This window comes from Ensifer sp. 4252, assembly GCF_050434565.1.
Lineage (GTDB): Bacteria > Pseudomonadota > Alphaproteobacteria > Rhizobiales > Rhizobiaceae > Ensifer.
On the sequence record NZ_JBNDIU010000011.1, the window covers coordinates 70,619 to 88,482 of the forward strand.

At 62.1% G+C, this 17,864-nt stretch carries 10 protein-coding genes; all 10 read left to right on the forward strand.

Annotated elements, in window-relative coordinates; all coding sequences use genetic code 11:
* The first annotated feature begins 10 nt into the window (after positions 1-10).
* The 10 genes from ABIE33_RS20360 to ABIE33_RS20405 all read left to right on the forward strand — a co-directional run bounded on the left by ABIE33_RS20360 (position 11) and on the right by ABIE33_RS20405 (position 17,795).
* The gene (locus ABIE33_RS20360) at positions 11-5,947 is read left to right on the forward strand and encodes an Ig-like domain-containing protein (RefSeq protein WP_429128663.1); all 5,937 of its coding nucleotides are present in this window, start codon (positions 11-13) and stop codon (positions 5,945-5,947) included.
* Positions 5,948-6,077: 130 nt separating this feature from the next.
* Positions 6,078-7,829 (forward strand): type I secretion system permease/ATPase, encoded by a 1,752-nt coding sequence (locus ABIE33_RS20365; RefSeq protein WP_429128665.1) that lies wholly within the window; start codon positions 6,078-6,080, stop codon positions 7,827-7,829.
* A 2-nt stretch (positions 7,830-7,831) separates the two neighbouring features.
* Entirely contained in the window at positions 7,832-9,136 is a 1,305-nt protein-coding gene (locus ABIE33_RS20370) for an HlyD family type I secretion periplasmic adaptor subunit (RefSeq protein ID WP_429128930.1), read from the forward strand.
* A 453-nt stretch (positions 9,137-9,589) separates the two neighbouring features.
* Positions 9,590-11,152 (forward strand): ABC transporter substrate-binding protein, encoded by a 1,563-nt coding sequence (locus tag ABIE33_RS20375; RefSeq protein WP_429128667.1) that lies wholly within the window; start codon positions 9,590-9,592, stop codon positions 11,150-11,152.
* Positions 11,153-11,211: 59 nt separating this feature from the next.
* Positions 11,212-12,183, forward strand: a complete 972-nt coding sequence (locus ABIE33_RS20380; protein ID WP_429128669.1) for an ABC transporter permease — start codon at positions 11,212-11,214, stop codon at positions 12,181-12,183.
* Positions 12,184-12,192: 9 nt separating this feature from the next.
* Complete coding sequence (locus ABIE33_RS20385) at positions 12,193-13,143, forward strand: ABC transporter permease (protein ID WP_429128672.1); 951 nt, start codon at positions 12,193-12,195, stop codon at positions 13,141-13,143.
* A gap of 3 nt (positions 13,144-13,146) precedes the next feature.
* Positions 13,147-14,340, forward strand: a complete 1,194-nt coding sequence (locus ABIE33_RS20390) for an amidohydrolase family protein (protein ID WP_429128674.1) — start codon at positions 13,147-13,149, stop codon at positions 14,338-14,340.
* Positions 14,337-15,827, forward strand: coding sequence for an amidohydrolase family protein (locus ABIE33_RS20395; protein WP_429128676.1), 1,491 nt, complete (start codon positions 14,337-14,339; stop codon positions 15,825-15,827). Before ABIE33_RS20390 ends, ABIE33_RS20395 begins: the two co-directional genes overlap by 4 nt.
* Positions 15,820-16,806 carry an ABC transporter ATP-binding protein gene (locus ABIE33_RS20400; RefSeq protein ID WP_429128679.1) on the forward strand — a complete coding sequence of 329 codons (987 nt, stop codon included), beginning with the start codon at positions 15,820-15,822 and terminating at the stop codon, positions 16,804-16,806. Before ABIE33_RS20395 ends, ABIE33_RS20400 begins: the two co-directional genes overlap by 8 nt.
* Positions 16,803-17,795 (forward strand): ABC transporter ATP-binding protein, encoded by a 993-nt coding sequence (locus tag ABIE33_RS20405; RefSeq protein ID WP_429128682.1) that lies wholly within the window; start codon positions 16,803-16,805, stop codon positions 17,793-17,795. The genes ABIE33_RS20400 and ABIE33_RS20405 overlap by 4 nt, the downstream gene beginning before the upstream one ends.
* Positions 17,796-17,864: the final 69 nt, after the last annotated feature.

Sequence of the window (17,864 nt, forward strand, 5' to 3'; positions counted from 1 at the left end):
GAAAGCCGACATGACTTCCTCCCCCAGTTCTATTGCGACGCCGATCCAATCTTCCTCCGATTGGCTCCTGAATATTCCGCGTGTGCAGGCCCAGCAGGGCATTCTGGTGTCGCCCGGCGGCACCGGCACTGTCTCGTCCTACAGCCTCGTCTACGACGTCTATTTCCCGTCGGCAGGCTCCAGCGGCTGGATCCCTTTCCTGCAGACGGACGTCACCAACACTTCGGACGGCGATATCTTCGGCAAGGTAGGCGGCGAGAGCTTCGGCCTCGGCATCAACAGTGATTATCGCGGCGCCGCCAAGCTCGATGCCTGGAACCGCATCGGGCTCACGATCGACAAGGACGCCAGCGGCGGCGTCTCGATGAAGAAATACATCAACGGCGAGTTCGCCGCCGAACAGAAGATGACCGGCACGCTTGCCGCCCGCTTCACCATCGACAAGGCCAAGGGCTTCCTGATCTTCGCCGACGAGGATGGTGAAACGTCTTCCGGCTACCTTAGCAATTTCCTCTTCATCGAAAAGGTTCTCACCGGTTCGGAACTGTCGGCGCTCGGCAATGCCAAGCCGGAAGGCATCGTTCCGGATGCGCTGAAGACTGACGCGCTGTCGTCCAACGGCACCGAGTTCCGTTTCGGTGAAGGCCCGACCACGCCTGCCTTCGGGCAGGGTTCCTTGAGCGGCCAAGGCACGACGGTTTCGACAACGACACCGGCAACGGCGGGCATTCCGGCCGTCGGTCAGGACACGACCCCCAACCCCGGCTCCGTCGTTAAGACGTCTGCCATCAAGGATATGATGGTCACGCCGGATGCGGCCAATGTGTCGATCGACCTGTCGCAGCATTTCTCCGGCGAAAACCTGACCTTCACCGTGCAGAACAGCAAGGGCGAGGTCTTGAATGCCGTCCTGACCAACGGCAACAAGCTGGTGCTGGATTTTGCAGCGCTCGGCCACTCCGACATCCGCGTGACTGCAACCGATAGCACCGGACACGCAATCACCGACGATTTCCGCGTCCGCGTCGCCGGTGCTAATGCCTATACGATCGCCGTGTTCCCAGACACACAGGACTACACGTCCAACGATGGTATCAAGCACTTCTTCGGCGACATGACGCAGTGGCTGGTCGACAATCGCCAGAGCCACAACATCGTCTTCATGACCCATGTCGGTGACATCACCCAGAACAATCTCTCCGGCCAGTGGGACATCGCCGAAGCTGCCCTTCGCAAGCTCGACGGCAAGATCCCTTACGCCCTGCTTCCGGGCAACCATGACCAGGCCAACGGCGGCAGTGCTGCCGACCACTCGTCGATCTATCTCGACCAGCGTTTCTCGCCCGACAAGCAGGCAGCGACCAGCCCAGGCACCTTCGGCGGCGCCTACGATCAGGAACTGATGAGCGCCCGCAACACCTACAGCACGTTCACGGCCCCTGACGGTACCAAGTGGCTGTCGATCTCGCTCGAGTTCGGCCCGCGCGACGACGTGATCCGTTGGGCAGGCGATGTCATCGAGGCGCATCCCGATTATCGCGTCATGCTCGCCACCCACTCGCTGACAAGCTATGCCGGCCGCCAGGACAATCTGGCTCTTCCGCTCTATGACGAAGGTGCGGGATACGATTACGGCATGCGCACCGATCAGCGCGGCGCCAATGACGGCGAATATGTTTCGCGCGAGCTGCTCGCTCGCTACCCGAACATCGTCATGACGTTCTCCGGTCACATCTTCGGCGACGGCGCTGAAACCGACATCACCTACAACCAGTACGGCGAGCCGGTCTTCCAGTTCCTGGTCAACTACCAGAACGGCGTATCGCGAGAGATCACCGGCAACGGCAACGAGGCGAAGGGCAACAATGGCGGCAACGGCGCCATCCGCCTCATCACCATCGACCCCGACAACAACCGCATTTCCACCGAAACCTACTTTACCGGGTTCGACGACTACCTCGACGGCTTCCGCACCAAGCCGGAACTCGATCGCGACGGCCTGACCGGTTATTACCGTGGCCACCAGGAAGTGTTCGAAAACATCAACGTCAGCGGCGGCAATGCACGCGCCATGGCCGAAGCCGGCGACGACATCATCGCCGACGCCTCCGCAGGCGCCGCATCCGCAAATGTTACGCTTTCCGGTGCCAAATCGCTGCTGCCGGCAAGCGTCAAGAGCTGGGTGTGGACCGACGAGAACGGCGACGTGGTGGCCGAAGGCAAGGACGCCAAGGCTGAGCTCGAGCTTGGCAAGCACAAGCTGACGCTGACCACGACCGATTTCAACGGCATCAAGACCAGCGACACTGTCGACGTGATTGTCCGGGGCGATCGCACTCTGCTCGTTGAGACCTTCAACGACGGCAATGCCAATGGCTGGGCCACTGATATCGGCGCTGCCAACGGCAACACCGGAAACTTCCTGTTGAAGGGAACGGTCTTCTCGCGTCCGACCGGAGCCGCAGGGCTTGCCGCACCGGAGGCAGCACTCTTCGACCAGAGCGATGCCGCCCGCAACAAGCTGGTCTTCGTCGGCGAAGGCTCGTCCACCTGGACGGACTACGTCTTCGAAGCATCACTGACGCAGCTCGACAACGACACGATCGGCGTTCTCTTCTACTACAAGGACGCCAACAACCACTACCGCTTCACGCTCGATGGTGAGACCAACCGTCGCCAACTGGTCAAGGTGGCCAATGGCGTCGAGACCATATTGGCATCGGTGAACGAAGGTTCGCCCTACAATATGGAAATCCCGCTGACCGTGGCCGTCACCGGCGGCGCGATCAACGTCTTCCTCGGCGACAAGAATGTCTTTGCCGGACCGGTCACGGACGCCAACGCACCGCTTACCGGCGGCACCGTCGGCCTCTATTCCAGCGGCCAGCGCGCTTCGGTCTTCGACGATATCGTCGTCACCAAGGCGGACACGACGGCAAAGGCCGGCATCGATCAGCGGACCTACGACATCGACGGCGACGGCAAGGCTTCCGTCAAGCTCGACGCCTCCGGCTCGTTCGGTCCGAAGCAGTTGCTCGACTACGTCTGGACGGATCTCGCCGGCAACGTCATTGCCAATGGCAAGACCGCCAACGTCAATCTCGACACCGGCGTCAACAAACTGCTCCTTAAGGTGACGGCTGTTGACGGTTCGGTCTCGACCGACCGCGTCGATATCACCGTTGTCGACCGCACCAAAATCCTCGTTGCCGAAGACTTCTCGTCGCCGCAGTCCCTGTCGCGCTTCAATATCGTCGATGAAGGCGAACTTGGCGGTATCGGGCCGGACGGCAAGGCATCCGAATGGCTGCTTGCCGACGGAAAGCTGGTGCAGACGACGGGGCTTGCGAGCCGCGAACTAACTTGGAGCGGGGCAACGGCTGCCGATCTTTGGAAGCGTGGCTGGAGCCCGCTTGGCGACGGCGTCAACGTCCTTCGTCTCGGCACCTATGCCTTGTTCAAGGACCCGGCGGCACTTGCCTGGACCGACTATGCCGTTGAGGCAACGATCCAGACGCCTGACAAGGACGGCCTCGGCTTCCTGTTCCGTTACAAGGACAACAAAAACTACTACAAACTCGAACTCGATGCCGATGGCATCCTCGACCGCAGCCCCGGCAATGGCGCCGGCAGCATCTTCAACCTCGTACGCATGAAGAACGGGGTCGAGGAGATTCTCGCCCAGGTTCCAGGCAAGTATGAGCCTGGCCAGGCGATGAAGCTGCGCGTCGAAGTCGTCGGCGACAAGATCACCGCCTTCCTCAACGATGAGGCACTCTTTGCCTATCCGGTCGGCGACCGTGGTCTCGATGCAGGTACCTTCGGCCTTTATTCCTGGGGCAATGCCGGGCTGTCCTTCGACGATCTGACGGTCGTCGATCTCAAGTCGGGCCTCGAAGGCGGCCAGGTGATCAACGGTTCCAATGCCCGTGACATGCTCGTCGGCGGGGAAGCCGGCGAGACAATCTACGGTCTTGCCGGCAATGACACCCTCATCGGCAACGGCGGCGACGATCGCCTCGATGGCGGTGACGGCGACGATACGTTGATGGGTGGTGCCGGACGTGACGGGCTTGCCGGCGGCAAGGGCAACGACGTGCTGATGGGCGGCGAGGGTGCCGACATCATTGCCGGCGGTCTCGGCGACGACCTGATCGAAGGTGGTGCCGGCAACGACGTGCTGATCGGCGGAGACGGTTCCGATACCTATGTCTACGGACGTGGCGAAGACACCGACGAAATCGTCGAAACGGCCGCTGCATCTGCTGATAGCGACGTTCTCGTCCTGCACGACATCGCCCGCGGCGAAGCCGTCCTGCACAAATACGGTGAAGCCGTCGAGGTCGAATTCGCCAATGGCGAAAAACTGACCCTGAAGGGCCAGTTGGCAGGCGGCGGCGTCGAACTCGTTACCTTCGCCGACGGCACGGTCATGAACCGCGCGGCGATCGCCAATGGCCTCGTCAATCGTGGCCCGGTTGCCGCCGGCGACACGCTTGCCGCGATCGACGAGGATGCGCCGTCCTTCGTCATCCCGTTTGCGAGCCTGCTCGCCAACGACACCGATGCCGATCTCGATCAGCTGAAGGTGACCGGCGTCACCTCGGTCGTGGGTGGTACCGCCACCGTTGAGGAGGGTGGTATTCGTTTCACACCCGCCACCAACTTCAATGGCGAAGCATCCTTCCGCTACCAGATCTCCGATGGTCGCGGCGGCTCCAGTGAGGCCGGCGCCGCCTTTACCGTCAAGCCGGTCAACGATGCGCCTGTTGCATCGTCCCTGACCGTTGAGACGAACGAGGACACGTCGGTTAGCGGAACGATCACCGCAACCGATATCGATGGCGATACGCTTGCCTACGCAGTCAAGACGGGTGGCGGGCCGGCCAACGGCAGCGTCACACTCGACGGCAGAACCGGCGCCTGGACCTATGTTCCAAACGCCAATGTCAATGGATTGGACAGCTTCATCGTCGTTGTGTCCGACGGCAAGGGCGGCAGCAGCGAAAGTACCGTCAGCGTAACGATCAAACCGGTCAACGATGCGCCGGTGGCTGTCGCCGATACTGGCGCCGTTACCGAGGACGAGACTGCCACTTTCGACCTCGTTGCCAACGATAGCGATATCGAAGGCGACCGGCTGACGCTTGTCGGCTTCGCGGTCACGGCCGTCACCGGTCTGGCACTGACGAACGCTGAGGCTGCTACAGCCTTCTCGATCGTCGATGGCAAGCTTGTCGCCGATCCGTCTTCCGCCTTCCAGGCTCTGGAAGACGAACAGAACGCCATGGTCACCGTGACCTACACCGTGCGTGACGCCCAGGGTGGGGAATCGACCGGCACGGCCACGATCAAGGTCGACGGCTACACGGAGTACAACGTCGTCGAAGGCACTGACGGCAACGATACGCTGGTGGCGACGGACCGCAAGGACATGATCGAGGCCGGCAACGGCAACGACACGGTGCTCGCGGGCGATGGCAACGACATGATCGATGCCGGAGCTGGCAATGACCGGGTTGTGGCCGGTGACGGCAACGACGTGGTCGAAGGCGGTGCTGGCAATGACGTGCTGATGGGCGGCGCTGGCAACGATGCGCTCAGCGGCGGCGCCGGCAACGACCAGCTCAACGGCGGAGCTGGCAATGACACGCTGAACGGCGGCACGGGCAATGACGTGCTGACGGGCGGTGTGGGTGCCGACACCTTCGTCTTTGCGGCCGGCGACGGTCGCGACGTGGTCCTGGACTTCCAGGCCGGCGCTCAGGGCGACGATGTCGTCCTGCTTTCGAAGGACGTGTTCGCCGACTACCAGGCGCTCCTGTCTTCCGGCGCCTTCACCAATGGTGACGCCGGTGCGCAGATCGCGTTCGATGACGGGTCGTCCATCACCTTCAACGGTGTGAAAACGGAAAACTTCGTCATCGACGACTTCCGCTTCGCCTAACCAAAGCGAAGGGGCGCGCCACCCGGCGCGCCCATTCTTTCCTGCGCGGCGTAGGCTTCAGCCACTTCAAGCATGTCATCGCCTTGTGATGCCTGCCTGATACCGCCGCGATCTCAACGGATCAGGGACCATGCACGACAGTTCTTCCAACAGAAATTCCAGCCAGTTCAAGGGCGTGTTTGCAGGTTGCGCGAGCGCCTTCGTCGGCATCGGCCTGATGAGCGCGGTCGTCAACGTGCTCTACCTCACCGGATCGCTCTTCATGATGGAAGTCTACGATCGGGTGCTTCCAAGCAGGAGCCTGCCGACGCTCGTTGCACTTCTCGCCATCGTTGTCGTGCTCTATGCGTTTCAGGGCCTGTTCGACGCGCTGCGTGGCCGATTGTTGGTGCGCATTGCCGATCGGCTCGATCAGGCTCTTTCGCCAAGGATCTATGATGCGATCGTCGGTCTGCAGTTGCAGGTGCCGATCAGCGCCCGTTATGCCCAACCGTTGCGCGATCTCGATACCATCAGAGCTTTTCTCTCGGGCAGCGGGCCGACCGCACTGTTCGACCTGCCGTGGCTTCCCTTCTATATCGCAATCTGCTTCGCCTTTCATTTCTGGCTGGGCGTCACGGCACTCGCGGGCGCGGTCATTCTGGCGGCAATCACCCTGCTGACGGAGCTCGTATCGCAACGGCCCGTCGAGGAGGCTGCGCGCCATTCCTCCAAACGCAACCGCATGGCAGAGAGCGGCCGTCGCAATGCTGATGTGATCTCGGTCATGGGCATGGGCCCGCATCTGAGGCGCCGCTGGCAGGATGAGAACCGTGCGTTTACGCGTGAGCAGCGCCGCGCGAGCGATGTTTCCTCGGGTTTCGGCGTGATGAGCAAGGTGCTGCGCATGATGCTGCAGTCCGGCATCCTCGCGGTCGGCGCTTGGCTGGTCATCAACGAACAGGCAACGCCTGGGATCATCATCGCCGGCTCGATCCTGTCGGCCCGGGCGCTCGCGCCGGTCGATCTGGCGATCGCCAACTGGAAAGGCTTTATCGGTGCTCGCCAAAGCCGCCGACGCCTGCAGAAGACGCTGGCACTGCTGCCCGATGCGCCTGATCGCATGGATCTGCCGGCACCGAGCCGCGCTCTTTTTGTCGACCGCATCAGCGCTCTTCCGCCTGAAACGACGGAAGCCGTCTTGCAGGATGTCACATTCACACTGGAGGCCGGAACCGGGCTCGGCGTCATAGGTGCCAGCGGCTCCGGCAAGAGTTCGCTTGCGCGTTTGCTTGTCGGCATCTGGCGCCCGGCGCGCGGTTCCATCCGGCTCGACGGTGCCACGCCGGACCAATGGCCGGCCGCAGCCCTTGCCCGCCATATCGGTTACATGCCGCAATCGATCGAACTGCTCGACGGCACCATCGCGGAGAATATCGCCTCCTTCGACCCCGATGCTGGGCCCGATGACATCATCGCCGCTGCGCGCGCAGCAAGAGTTCACGATCTGATCGTCAGCCTGCCGGAGGGCTATTCCACTGAAGTCGGAGAAAATGGCCGCCCGCTTTCCGCAGGCCAGAAGCAACGCATCGCCCTTGCAAGAGCGCTTTACCGGGATCCCTTCGTCGTCATTCTCGACGAGCCGAATTCAAACCTCGATTCCGAAGGCGAGGAGGCGCTGACTTCAGCGATCCTCGGGATCCGCGAACGTGGCGGCATCGTCATCGTCATTGCCCACCGCCCAAGCGCTCTGCTTGCCGTCGACAAGGTGCTGATGCTTGCCGCGGGCCGCCAGCAGGCTTTCGGCCCGAAGGACGAAGTTCTCTCGAAGGTTCTAAGGCAGACACCCGCCAATCCGGGTGCGCTCAAGGTGGTGCAATCAGCAGAAGCAGCAAAGGCATGAACATGGACGATTGGCAGACACTCAGACGTTCGATCCGCACCCACCTGATCGTGGGCGTGCTCGGATTTGCCACGCTGGTCGGGCTCTTCGGCGGTTGGGCGATCGGTACGGAAATCGTCGGAGCGGTAATCGCTCAAGGGTCCGTGGTTGTCGAGAGCAGCCTGAAGAAGGTGCAGCACCCCGTTGGCGGCGTGGTCAGCGACCTCATGGTGCGCGACGGCGACCACGTGAAGGCGGGGGACGTCGTCATGCGCATCGACGCAACGATGACGAAGGCCAATCTGGCGATCATTCTCAAGAGCCTCGACCAATTCGCGGCGCGCAAGGCGCGGCTGGAGAGCGAGCGGGACCGTGCCGAGCGGGTCGTCTTCCCGCAAACGCTCCTTTCGCGCGCCGAAGATCCTGATGTGACTGCAATGATGCATGCCGAGCAACGTCTCTACCAAAGCCGAAGGGATGTGCGCGAGAGTAAGAAGCGCCAACTGGAACGGCGCGTGCAGCAGTTGAACGACGAGATCCGCGGCATGGAAGCCGAGCGCACGGCCAGCGGCCGTGAGCGGATACTGATCAACGAGGAGCTTGGCCGCTATACCTTCCTGCATGACAAGGGTCTGATGGAAAAGAGCCGCCTCAGCGCACTCGAGCGCCAGGCAACCGATATCGATGGCGAGATGGGCAGGCTGCTTGCAGGCGTCGCCGGCGTGCACGAAAAGATTGCCGAGACTTCGCTGCAGATCATTCAGGTCGACGAGCAGTGGGCCGAAGAGGTCGGCACCGACCTGCGCGAAATGGATGCCCGCATCGGCGAATATGTCGAGCGCAAGGTGGCGGCCGAAGACCAGCTGAAACGGGTCGACATCGTCGCGCCACAGAACGGCATCGTGCACCAGCTCGCCATCCATACGGTCGGTGGCGTGGTCGCACCGGGCGAGCCGATCATGATGATCGTGCCGGATATCGACAAGCTCGTGGTGGAGGCCAAGGTCGCGCCGCAGGACATCGATCAGATCTATTCCGGACAGAAGGCGATCCTGCGTTTCTCCGCCTTTAGCCAGAAGACGACACCGGAAATCTTTGGCGCGGTCGAACGGGTGTCCGCCGATGTGTCGGTCGACCAACGGACAGGTGCGAGCTTCTACGTCGCGCGCATCGCGATCGCGCCTGCAGAGATCCAGAGGCTCGGAAACGTCTCCCTGATGCCGGGCATGCCGGTCGAGACTTTTATTACCACCGGCGAACGAAGCGTCGCTTCCTATTTCATCAAACCGCTGATGGATCAGGTGAGCCGAGCGTTCCGCGAGAGCTGAGCCAACCGTCGATTGGTAATCCGCCGATTGTTGCTAACGAAAAGCAGTCCGTTCCATCCGGTCATCCGATCGCGGCGGGGCGGGCTGTTTTGCTATTCCGGGGGCCATGATGCAGCAAGAACCCGCAGATTTCTGCCTGCATGCGACCTGCCGAGACCATGCTGCAGCCGGCTGATTGTGTCTCCCTCAACAACAATCCACCTGAAAAATGGGTTGTCGCCCCGTTTCTCACGTCACGATTGCAAAGTCACCATCGCTTCAAAGCCGCTGAATTCGCACCGTTTTTCCCCATAAAACCGGGATCGCTAATTCTTGCCAACATAATTGTCGACAAAATAGTTGACATTAGCGACAACAACTTCAAATCTAGCGTCGTCAGGCCTCCAGCGATCGAAGGATCGTGGACCGACCGGATCGGCACGGCGACGAATGGGAAAAAACAGAGGGAACCACATGAAACTGAGAAAGCATCTCCTCGCGGGGTTGGCATTCGCCTTTCTCGCCTCGACGGCACAGGCCGAAACGCTGCGCTGGGGCAGCCCGCGGGATATCTTCTCGCTCGACCCATATTCCTACGGCAGCACGTCGAACCTCGCCTTCCTCAATCACGTTTATGAGGGGCTGACGCGCTACACGCCGGATTTCGTCGTTGAGCCGGCACTCGCCACCAAGTGGGAGCTGGTCTCAGAAAAGGTCTGGCGCTTCCACCTGCGCAAGGGCGTAAAATTCCAGAACGGCGCCGATTTCACTGCCGACGACGTGGTAGCCTCGATGGCTCGTGTCAGCCACCCGACGTCGCCTCTGCGCGGCAACATTCCGGCCTATGTCTCGACGACCAAGGTGGACAATTACACAGTCGATATCGAGGTGAACTCGCCGAGCCCGCTGTTCCTCAACGACATGACCAACATCTTCATGTTCGACAAGGACTGGCTGATCGAGAACAAGTCCGAATTGCCGACCGATGTCGGCGGCAAGGTCGAAGGCTACACCACCTACCACACCAACGGCACCGGGCCGTTCATCGTTGAATCGCGCGTGCCGGACAGCAAGACCGTGCTGGTCAAGAATAACGGCTGGTGGGATACGCCCAAGCACAACCTCGATCGCATCGAATTCACCCCGATCACGTCCGCTGCAACCCGCGTCGCCGCACTGCTTTCGGGTGAGATCGACCTCACCGACGGCGCGCCAGTGCAGGACCTCGACCGGCTGAAGAGCGACCCGAACATCAAGGTTGTCGAGCGCTCCGACCTGCGCACGATCCATCTCGTCTTCAACCGCAAGGACAAGCTCAACGATGGCCGCGAAAACTTCTTCAACGATATCAAGGTCCGCCAGGCGATCGATCACGCGATCGACCGTCAACTGATCTTCAAGCGCGTTATGCGCGGCAAGTCGCACGTCGCCGGCACGATGGTTGCACCGGAAATCCCGGGCTACAGCGCCGAACTGGATGTGCCGACCGTCTATGATCCGGAACTGTCGAAGAAGCTCCTGGAAGAGGCGGGCGCTGTCGGCACCGAGTTTACGCTCGTCTGCATGAACGACGAAAGTGTCAACGAGGAAGACGTTTGCAGCGCGCTCGTTTCCATGCTGTCGCGGGTTGGTCTGAAGCCGACGCTCGACATCGGTCCGCGCGCCGTTCAGGCGCCGAAGCGTGCCGGCGGCAAATCCGACGCCTACATGATCGGCTGGGCTAACGAGCCGACGCTCGATGCCTACTCGCTTCTGATCCAGGTGCTATCGACCCGCGAAGGCGCGGCCGGCGTCGCCAATTATGGCGGCTGGTCCTATCCGGAACTCGACGCGATGGTGAAGAAGGCCGCCGTCGAAATGGATCGCGACAAGCGACTGGCAATCGAGACCGAAGCGCTGAAATTTGCCAAGGATCAGGTCATCATGATCCCCTTGCACCAGCAGCCGATGGCATGGGCGATGTCGAAGGAAGTGACCGACGTCACCATCCGCGCCGATAACAAGCCGCGCCATTGGCTCACCCGTATCGGCGATTGATCTCACATTGCCCCGGCAGAGCCTGCTCTGTCGGGGTTTCTCATTGAGCGGGAAACCCAATGATTGTCTTTCTGATCAAGCGGCTGGCTAATGCCGTGCTGGTCATGCTTGCCGTCGCGCTGATGGCGTTCATGATCTTTCGTTTCGCCGGCGACCCGGTCGAACTGATGGCCAACGAACAGATGTCGCAGGCCGATCGGCTCGAACTGCGCGAAAAGCTCGGGCTGAACGATCCGTTCCTGACCCAGTATGTGCGCTTCGTCGTCAACGCGGCCCAAGGCGATTTCGGCATCAGCTACCGAAACGGCCAGGACGTGATGACACTGATCGCCGAACGGTTCCCGGCGACCATCGAACTGGCACTGGTGGCCACGGTCCTGTCACTGCTGATCGGCATTCCGCTTGGCGTTCTGACAGCGATCCACAGGGGTCGCTGGTATTCGGAAGGCCTGCAGTTCGTCAGCATCATTGGCGTCTCCCTGCCGAGCTTCGTCGTCGGCATCCTGCTGATCCTAGTCTTTGCCGTCTCGCTCGGCGTGGTGCCGGCCTTCGGCCGTGGCGACGTCGTTCAGTTCGGCTGGTGGAGCACCGGCCTCTTGACCGCATCCGGGCGCGCTTCGCTGCTTTTGCCGTCCTTTGCGCTCGCGCTCTATCAGATCACCCTCGTCATGCGGCTCGTTCGCGCCGAGATGATGGAAGTCCTGCGCTCGGACTTCGTGAAGTTTGCCCGTGCCCGCGGCGTGCCGCGGTGGCGCATCAACTTCCGCCACGCGCTTCGAAACTGTCTGATGCCGGTCGTCACCATGACGGCGATGAATGTCGGATCGCTGATCGCCTTCGCGCTGATCACCGAAACCGTATTCCAGTGGCCTGGAATGGGCATGCTGTTCATTCAGGCGGTGACCTTCCTCGATATCCCGGTGATGGCAGGCTACCTGTGCATCGTCTCCTTCATCTTCGTCACGCTGAACACGCTCGTCGATATCGCCTATGCGGTCATCGATCCCCGTCTTCGCGATGCCACACGCTGAGGCCGCACCATGACTGACCAGGCTCAGGAAACAACCTCGACAGCCAAGATCGGCCGGCTCGCGCGCTGGCGTCAGAGCGATCTCTGGTGGTCCTTCACCCGTAGCCCGTCGGCAATTGCCGGCGCGCTGATCCTGCTCGTCCTCATCGCCGCGGCCTTTGCCGCGCCGTTGATCGCGCCGCAGAACCCGTTCGATCCGGCACAGCTTGATCTCTGGAACTCGGAACTGCCGCCGATCTGGCAGGCCGATGGCCAATGGCCCTTCATTCTCGGCACCGACACCCAGGGCCGCGACATGCTGTCGGCCATACTCTACGGCTCGCGCATATCGATCCTGATCGGCGTCTGCTCGGTCATCCTGTCGCTGACCGTCGGCCTCAGCCTCGGTCTTATCGCCGGCTATTTCGGCGGGATTGTCGACAACATCCTCATGCGTATCGGCGATGTGCTGCTTTCTATTCCGACAATCCTGATCGCCATCCTCGTCAGTGCGGTTGCCCGCCAGATGCTGCCGCCGGAGCTGCGCGATGTCGGATCGGGCGCAGTCCTCGTGCTGGCGATTACGCTCAGCGCCTGGGTTCAATATGCCCGAACCGTTCGCGCCCAGACGATCGTCGAGCGCGGCAAGGAATATGTGCAGGCAGCCCGTCTCCTGAAGACGCCGGCGCGGCGGATCATGCTCAACCATATCCTGCCGAACACGCTGACGCCGATCATGGTGGCCGCCACGCTGAACTTCGGCATGGCGATCCTCACGGAGGCGACGCTCTCTTTCCTCGGCATCGGCATGCCGCCGAGCCAGCCTAGCCTCGGAACGCTCATCCGGCTCGGCAACCAGTTCCTGTTCTCCGGTGTCTGGTGGGTCGTCTTGTTCCCGGTGCTGCAGCTTTGCCTTCTCGTCGTCTCGGTCAACCTTCTCGGTGACTGGCTGCGCGATGCACTCAATCCTAAACTGAGGTGAATGATGTCCAATCTTCTGATCCGTAACGTCCGTCCCCACGGCGGGGTGCCGACGGATATCCTGATCCGTAACGGCAAGATCGAAGCGATCGGCCAGAACCTTGAGGCCGATGGTGTGGCGATCGAGGATGGCCGTGGCCACATCGCCATTCCCGGTCTGGTCGAAGCCCACACCCATCTCGATAAGTCGGTCTGGGGTATGTCCTGGCACGAAAACGCCAAAGTCGCGACACTGCGCGGCCGCATCGATTTCGAGCGCGAGAAGCGGCTTGAGATCGGCATCGATCCGCATCGTCAGTCCATGCGCCAGGCGATCATGCTAGCGGCAAACGGCGCCAGCCATATTCGCAGCCATGTCGATATCGACACCACACACGGCCTGCGCCTGATGGAAGGCATCATCGAAACGCGCGAAGCACTCGACGGAATTATCGACATTGAGATCGTCGCCTTCCCGCAGTCGGGGCTGGTGACGCGCCCGGGCACCGTCGAACTGCTCGACCAAGCTCTGAGCAACGGCGCGGAAGTCCTTGGTGGAATTGACCCTTGTGGTATCGACCGCGACCCGAAAGGGCATCTCGATGCGGTCTTCGGCCTCGCCGAAAAGCATGGCAAGCCGATCGATATCCACCTGCATGAAGCCGGCGAGCTCGGCGCTTTCAGCATGGAAATGATGTTCGAGCGCATTCGCGCGCTCGGTATGCAGGGGCGGGTTGCGATCAGCCACGCTTTCGCGCTTGGCGCTCCGGATTACCTGCGGGTCGCCGGCCTGATCGAGCAGATCGCCGATCTCGATGTGCGCATCGTCACGACGGGCTCGCCGTCCTCGACGGTTCCATCGATCATGCGCCTCAACGACGCTGGCGTGAAGGTAGCCGCCGGTTGCGACGGCATTCGCGATACCTGGGGCCCCTGGGGCCAGCCAGATATGATGGATCGCGCTCGTATCCTCGGCATGAAGAACGGGCTGCGCCGCGACGTCGATCTGGAGCACGCGCTTCATGTCTGCTCCACCGGTGGCGCGGACGTCATGGACATTGCCGGCTACGGCCTCGACGTCGGTTGCAATGCCGATTTCACGCTGCTCGTCGGCGAAACGCTCGCCCATGCGGTCGTCGAAGTCGCACCGCGTCCGCTGGTCGTCAAGCGCGGCCGCGTCGTTGCCCGCAACGGTGCCGCGGAGGTGGCCATCCCATGATCGATCTCAAGGATCTGAAACTCGGCACACGCGCCGAAGGCCGCACGCTGCTGACGGCCCAATGGGTTCTCGGCCATCGCGACGACAGTCACCGCCTCATCCCGAACGGCGAAGTGGTCATCGAAGGCGGCAGCCTGCTTTATGTCGGGCCGCACTTCGAGGGCGAGGTCGCACGCAGGGTGGATTTCGGCGCGGCGATGATCAGCCCCGGCCTGATCGATCTCGATGCCCTCTCTGACCTCGACACGACGATCCTTTCCATCGACCATCAGCCGGGCTGGGCCAAGGGCCGGGTGTGGCCGCGCTCCTACGTCGAACGTGGTCCTTATGAGATGTACACGCAGGACGAACTGGCGTTCCAGAAACGCTTCTCCTTCGCCCAGCTTCTGCTCAACGGCATCACCACTGCGGCGCCGATCGCGTCGCTGTTCTACCGCGAATGGGGAGAGACGGTCGAGGAGTTCGCGGCCGCGTCAGATGCCGCCGGCGATCTTGGCCTCCGCGTCTATCTGAGCCCAGCCTACCGATCCGGCGGCATGGTGTTGGAAGCGCCCGGACAACTCGAGGCAGTGTTCGACGAAGCGAGGGGGTTGCAGGGCCTCAACGACGCCATCGGCTTCATCCGCGATCATGATGGCCGTCATGGCGGTCTGGTTCGCGGGTTGCTGGCGCCGGACCGGGTCGAGACATGCACCGAGCGCCTGCTCAGACAGACGGCGGATGCTGCCCGCGATCTTGATTGCCCGATCAGGCTTCACGCCGCGCAAGGCACGATGGAGGTCGACACTGTCCGCCGCCTTCACGGCAAGACATCACCGGAGTGGATGGCGAGCTTTGGTTTCCTAAGCTCGCGGCTGATCGCCCCCCATGCCACGCAGGCAACGGCGAACGATCTTGAGCTCTATGCCGATAGCGGCGTCAGCATCGTCCATTGCCCGATGGTCTCGGCACGCGGTGGCAGCACGCTCAACTCCTTCCGCTCGGTCAAGGAGCGCGGCATCAACATCGCCATGGGCACCGACACGACGCCGCCGGATATGCTGATGAACCTTCTGATCGGCCTCATCACTTGCCGCGTCGTCGAGGGCGATACCGCAGCCGTCAGCTGTGCGGATCTCTTCGACGCTGCCACCCTGGGCGGAGCGAAGACTTTGGGACGCAGCGATCTCGGACGGCTCGAAGCGGGCGCTCGGGCCGACATCGCGGTCTTCGATCTGATGGATCACCACATGGCGCCAGCGATCGACCCGATTACGACGCTGGTCGTCGGTGGCTCCGGGCGCGTCACCAAGACGGTTTTCGTCGACGGCCGTCTCTCGATGCACGAGGGCAAGGTGGCCGGCATCGACATGGATGCCGGACGCCGGCAGGCACAAAAGCAGTTTGACGGGCTGGTTGCCAAATATCCCGAACGCAGCTGGGCGCATCCACCCGTCAGCGAAATCTTCCCACCCAGCTATCCCTTGGAGGTACTGCGGCATGAGTGAGCTCGTAACATCGCCGGTTCTCGACGTGCGGGGACTTTGTGTCGAGTTTCCCGGACGGCACGGTACCGTGGCGGCATTGTCCGACGTCTCGCTCAGCATTCGGCCGGGCGAGATCCTGGGCGTAGTCGGCGAATCCGGTGCTGGCAAGTCGATGACCGGCCTTGCCGTTCAAGGCCTGCTCGAACCGCCGGGACGGATATCCGGCGGCGAGGTCTGGCTTTCGGGTCGCCGCATCGACCAGCTTTCCGACACGCAGATGCAGGGCGTGCGCGGCCGACAGATCGGCGCAATCTTCCAGGATCCGCTGACATCGCTGAACCCGCTCTTTACCGTCGGCGCGCAACTGGTCGAGACGATCCGCCTTCACCTGAAGCTGTCGAAGCAGGGTGCGAAGGATCGGGCCATCCACCTGCTCAAGGAAGTCGGCATTCCGGCACCGGAGGCACGCTTCGATCACTATCCGCACCAGTTTTCGGGCGGCATGCGGCAGCGCGTGGTCATTGCCCTTGCGCTTGCCGCGGAGCCGAAGCTGATCATCGCCGATGAGCCGACAACGGCTCTGGATGTCTCGATCCAGGCGCAGATCACATCGCTACTGCGTCGTCTCTGCGACGATCATGGGACATCCGTCATGCTCGTGACCCACGACATGGGGGTTATTGCCGAGACTGCCGATCGGGTCGCGGTGATGTACGCCGGTCGCCTGGTCGAGATCGGCCCGGTGGAAGAGGTGCTGCGCAATGCGCGCCATCCCTATACGCGCGGGCTGATGGGCTCGATCCCGGCGCTTGGCCGTCGTGTCGAGCGGTTGAACCAGATCGACGGGTCGATGCCGCGCCTGAACGCCATCCCGCGCGGCTGCGCCTTCAATCCGCGTTGTCCCGAGGCGGGACCGCGTTGCCGTGAAGATCGCCCGGAGCCGACCCCGGTCGGTCTCGGCGTCAGTGCTTGCTGGCTCAATGCAGGAGGAGTTCTATGAGTGATGCCCTGACCGTCAATGATCTGACGTGCAATTTCGATGTGTCGGCCCCCTGGCTGAACCGCGTGCTGGAGCGCAAGCCGCGCCAGTTCGTGCGGGCGGTGGACGACATCAGCTTCTCCGTGCCGATGGGCGGCTGCCTTAGCCTCGTGGGAGAATCGGGCTGCGGCAAGTCGACCGTCGCCCGGCTCGTCACCGGCCTCTATCGCGCCTCGGAGGGGGAGGTGCGCTTTGCGCCCGGGCGTTCCGGCGAGCCACTCTCCGCCCAGATGATCTTCCAGGATCCCTTCGCCAGCCTCAATCCGCGCTGGCGGGTGAAGAACATCATCGCCGAGCCGTTGCGCGAACTGAAGCTGCGCAATTCGGAAGCCGAGGTGATGGAGCGTGTCGGCGAACTGCTGCGCATCGTCGGACTTGCGCCTTCGGACGGTTCGAAGTTTCCGCACGAGTTTTCCGGCGGCCAGCGTCAGCGTATTTCGATTGCGCGTGCGCTTGCCGGCGAGCCGGAGTTCCTCGTCTGCGACGAACCGACCTCGGCACTCGACGTGTCGGTACAGGCGCAGATCCTCAATCTCATGCGCAAGCTGCAGGATGAGATGGGGCTCACCTATCTCTTCATCAGCCACGACATGAGCGTGGTCCGCCATATGTCGGACCGGATCGCGGTGATGTATCTCGGCCGCATTGTCGAGGAGGCGGACACGGAGACGCTTTTCGCCAATCCGCGCCATCCCTATACGCGGCTGCTGCTGGAGACGATCCCCGATATCGCCGAGCCGAAGCGCCAGCGCAGCATCACCGCCAGCGAAGTGCCAAGCCCGCTCAATCCGCCGTCGGGCTGCACCTTTCACCCGCGTTGTCCGCTCGCTGATGCCCGCTGCAAGAGCGAACGTCCGGCAATGAGAAGCTTTGCCGATGGTTCCCGCGCGGCGTGCCACCGCGTCGAGGAAGCTGTCGCAACGGCCGCGAAGCCGACACAGGCGGCATAACTCAAGCGTCATCCCAGAATAAAAAAGCTCCGGAGGAATTTCCTCCGGAGCTTTTTATTTTCAGCCGAT

What these genes read in the sequence shown, in the direction of transcription:
- ABIE33_RS20360 (WP_429128663.1), top strand. Translation starts at nt 11, where the DNA reads ATGACTTCCTCCCCCAGTTCTATTGCGACGCCGATCCAATCTTCCTCC.
- ABIE33_RS20365 (WP_429128665.1), top strand. Translation starts at nt 6,078, where the DNA reads ATGCACGACAGTTCTTCCAACAGAAATTCCAGCCAGTTCAAGGGCGTG.
- ABIE33_RS20370 (WP_429128930.1), top strand. Translation starts at nt 7,832, where the DNA reads ATGGACGATTGGCAGACACTCAGACGTTCGATCCGCACCCACCTGATC.
- ABIE33_RS20375 (WP_429128667.1), top strand. Translation starts at nt 9,590, where the DNA reads ATGAAACTGAGAAAGCATCTCCTCGCGGGGTTGGCATTCGCCTTTCTC.
- ABIE33_RS20380 (WP_429128669.1), top strand. Translation starts at nt 11,212, where the DNA reads ATGATTGTCTTTCTGATCAAGCGGCTGGCTAATGCCGTGCTGGTCATG.
- ABIE33_RS20385 (WP_429128672.1), top strand. Translation starts at nt 12,193, where the DNA reads ATGACTGACCAGGCTCAGGAAACAACCTCGACAGCCAAGATCGGCCGG.
- ABIE33_RS20390 (WP_429128674.1), top strand. Translation starts at nt 13,147, where the DNA reads ATGTCCAATCTTCTGATCCGTAACGTCCGTCCCCACGGCGGGGTGCCG.
- ABIE33_RS20395 (WP_429128676.1), top strand. Translation starts at nt 14,337, where the DNA reads ATGATCGATCTCAAGGATCTGAAACTCGGCACACGCGCCGAAGGCCGC.
- ABIE33_RS20400 (WP_429128679.1), top strand. Translation starts at nt 15,820, where the DNA reads ATGAGTGAGCTCGTAACATCGCCGGTTCTCGACGTGCGGGGACTTTGT.
- ABIE33_RS20405 (WP_429128682.1), top strand. Translation starts at nt 16,803, where the DNA reads ATGAGTGATGCCCTGACCGTCAATGATCTGACGTGCAATTTCGATGTG.